Genomic DNA, 3,239 nt, shown 5'->3' on the forward strand with positions numbered 1-3,239 from the left:
CCCCTAGTCCCAGCCCGTAGCTCGGGCCCCACGCACCCGTTAGGGAATGGCCGCGACGACGTCGATCTCGACCAGGAAGTCCCCCAGGAACGACCCCACCGTGGTTCGCGCCGGATAGGGGGCTTCGATGAACTCTGCGTAGATTGCGTTGAACCCGTCAAAGTCCCGTCCCGGGTGGTGCAGATGCACGGTTGCCTTGACCACGTGGGAAAAGTCCAGGCCGTGCCCGCCCAGGACGGCGGCCAGATTCTTCATGGTCTGCGCGGTCTGTTCTTCAATGGTGGAGCCGACAGGTTCGCCGGTGGCCGGGTGGTGCGGAGTCTGGCCGGCGGTGTAGAGGAAGCCGTTGGCGGCGATGGCCTGGGAATAGGGGCCTGCCGGGCTGGGTGCGAGGCCGGTGCTGATCTTCTGTCGCGACATGGCGCTGTGTCCTTTCATGCGGCCGGCCTGCTGGCCGGCCGGGGTGTGGCTGATGTGCGGCCGGCCTGCTGGCCGGGCCGGGGTGGCTGAGGTTCTGGTTGCTGATGTTTTAGAGGACCTTTGAGAGGAAGGCCTGCGTGCGTTCGTGTTGCGGGTTGCCGAGTACATCGGCCGGGGCCCCGCTTTCGACCACGACTCCCTGGTCCATGAACACCACCTGGTCGCTGACCTGGCGGGCGAAGCCGAGTTCGTGCGTCACCACCACCATGGTCATCCCCGCCTCGGCCAGGGACTTCATGACGTCGAGCACCTCGCCCACCAGTTCCGGATCGAGCGCCGATGTTGGTTCGTCGAAGAGCATGAGCCTGGGTTTCATGGCCAATGCGCGCGCAATCGCGATCCGCTGTTGCTGCCCACCGGAGAGCTCCTGGGGGTATGAGTGCCCCCGGTTACCGAGTCCGACGCGGTCCAGCAGGGTCTGCGCTTCGGCGGTGACCTCGCTCCGGGGCCGGCCCAGGACATGAACGGGCGCTTCCACGATGTTCTCCAGCACGGTCATGTGCGGGAAGAGGTTGAAGCGTTGGAACACCATTCCTGCGGTCCGCCGCGAGCGTGCTGTCTGCCGCTCTTTCATTTCGTAGAGCCGCCCGTTGCGCTCGGCGTAGCCGACCAGCTGTTCGTCCACGTACAGGCGACCGGCGTCGACCTTTTCCAGGTGGTTGATGCAGCGCAGGAAGGTCGTCTTTCCGGAACCGGACGGGCCGATCAGGCAGGTCACCGAGCCGCGTTCGACCCTCAGATCAATGCCCTTGAGGATTTCCGTTGAGCCGAAGCTCTTGCGGACGCCCTGGGCTTCCACCATGGCGGTGTTCATCGTAGTGTCCTTGTCTTTGACCGGCGGGTCCGTCGCGGCGCTGCGTCGAAGCCGCGGCCATAGCGCCGTTCGAGTTTGGTTTGGAAGAAGCTGAGGATGGTTGTCATCAGCAGGTACCAGAGGCTGGCGACAATAAGCAGCGGGATGGTTTGGTAGTTGTTGGAGTAGATGATCTGGGCCGAGTACAGCAGGTCCGAGATCGCCAGGACGCTGACCAGGGCCGTGCCCTTGAGCATGGAAATGACCTGGTTGCCGGTCGGCGGCAGGACCACGCGCATCGCCTGGGGAAGGATGACCCGGCGCATGAGCTGGCTGCCGTTCATCCCCAGGCCCCGGGCGGCGTCGTACTGGCCCTTGTCCACCGAGCCGATGCCGCCGCGGATGATCTCGGCCATGTAGGCGGCCTCGTTCAGGGACAGTCCCAGCAGCGCGGCGCCAAGCGGCGTGATGAGCACATTGGCCGGGCCCAGGACCAGGGAGGGTCCGCCGAGGGGAAGACCGAAGGCGATCACCGGATACAGGGCGGCGATGTTGTACCAGAAGATCAGCTGCACCAGCAGCGGTGTGCCGCGGAAGAACCAGATGTAGCCCCGGCTGATGGTGCTCACGATCGGGTTGGCCGAGAGCCGCATGACCGCCAGGACCGTGCCCAGCGCGATGCCGACGCTCATGGACACTACGGTCAGGAGGATGGTCAGCCCGGCCCCGGCGATGATCTGCGGGGCGAAGAGATAGGAGACGACCACGTCCCAGTGGTACCGCTGGTTCACCGCCACGTCCCACGCGGCGCTGAGCGCGACCAGAATGAGGACGACGGCGCTCGCCAGCCGGAGCGGGTGCCTGAGCGGCACCACCGGGATGGAGTCGCCCGGCGCCGCCGGCGTGTCCTGAAGGGTGCCGGGGATTGAGTGTTGTTGCTGCATTGCGCTCACCTCCTATTGGGCGAAATTGACGCGGGCGTCGGTAATGGCGCTGGACTCCAGGCCGTACTTTCCGAGCACCTTGAGGTACGAGTCGCTCTGGATGACACCTGAGAGGGCAGCGGAGACGGCTTTGACCAGGCCGGAGTCCTTGGGCAAGCCCACACCGACCGGCGTGAAGTCATATTTTGAGGCGATCTCGATCTGCGGGTTCTGCGTGGCGGCGAAGTTCAGGATGGGTGAATCCGCCAGGACGGCGTCCAGCCGCCCGCTGCCAAGAGCGGAGATTGCCTGCCGCGTGTCCTGGAACTCGCTTCTCTGGATGGTGTCCTTGCCCCCCGCGGTGCAGGCCTTGTCGTACTCGGGGACGTTGACCGTGAGCTGGTAGGAGCCGGTCAGGAGGCCCAGCTTCTTGCCGCACAGGGCGTGTTGATCGGTGATCCCCTGCGGGTTCCTCTGGGCCACGGCAATCGAGTTGCCCATTTGCATGTAGTCAACGAAGTCCAGGACCTCCATGCGCTTTTCCGTGGGGGTCATCGAGGAGACGGTCATGTCGTACCGGCCCGCGGCAATCCCCGGGATGATGGAGTCGAAATTGGCCACCTGGATTTCCACCTTCACGCCCAGGGCCTCACCGAGGAGGCGTGCGATGTCCGGGTTGGTCCCCGTCATCTCTTGGGTTCCTTCCCGGTAGAACTGTGTCGGCGGCTCGTTGGTGGGGATGGCCACGCGCAGGACTCTTGTTGATTTGATCGATTCCGGGAGCAACTGTGCGGCGGCGTCGTTGACCGCGAGGGCGGGGACTCCGGCGCCGTTCCCGGCGGAGTCTCCCGACGGCGTCGCCGGTGTCGACGCCAGGGTGGCGGGGCTCGGCGCGCAGGCGGTGGCCGCGAGCAGGAGGGCCGCCGTGGCCATGACGGCAGGGATGCCGCGGTGAATGCGCTTCACGGGAGCAGGTGCTGTGGGGGTTTTCATCAGGGGGTCCTCAGATCGGAGTAGGCCAGCTGGGCCTGGGGATGTTGGGC

At 65.5% G+C, this 3,239-nt stretch carries 4 protein-coding genes; all 4 read right to left on the bottom strand.

Annotated features, from left to right (window positions below; genetic code table 11):
- Nucleotides 1–39: 39 nt before the first annotated feature.
- Nucleotides 40–420 (bottom strand): Rid family detoxifying hydrolase, encoded by a 381-nt coding sequence (locus LQV16_RS23245; protein WP_229996190.1) that lies wholly within the window; start codon nt 418–420, stop codon nt 40–42.
- Between the two features lie 109 nt (nt 421–529).
- Nucleotides 530–1,294 (bottom strand): amino acid ABC transporter ATP-binding protein, encoded by a 765-nt coding sequence (locus LQV16_RS23250; protein WP_290369418.1) that lies wholly within the window; start codon nt 1,292–1,294, stop codon nt 530–532.
- On the bottom strand, nt 1,291–2,217 hold the full coding sequence (locus LQV16_RS23255) for an amino acid ABC transporter permease (protein WP_229996191.1): 927 nt from the start codon (nt 2,215–2,217) through the stop codon (nt 1,291–1,293). The genes LQV16_RS23250 and LQV16_RS23255 overlap by 4 nt, the downstream gene beginning before the upstream one ends.
- A 12-nt stretch (nt 2,218–2,229) precedes the next feature.
- Nucleotides 2,230–3,189 carry an ABC transporter substrate-binding protein gene (locus LQV16_RS23260; RefSeq protein ID WP_229996192.1) on the bottom strand — a complete coding sequence of 320 codons (960 nt, stop codon included), beginning with the start codon at nt 3,187–3,189 and terminating at the stop codon, nt 2,230–2,232.
- Nucleotides 3,190–3,239: the final 50 nt, after the last annotated feature.

Origin of the sequence: Arthrobacter sp. Bi26 (assembly GCF_918697925.1) — a bacterium.
In the GTDB taxonomy this organism is placed as follows: domain Bacteria; phylum Actinomycetota; class Actinomycetes; order Actinomycetales; family Micrococcaceae; genus Arthrobacter.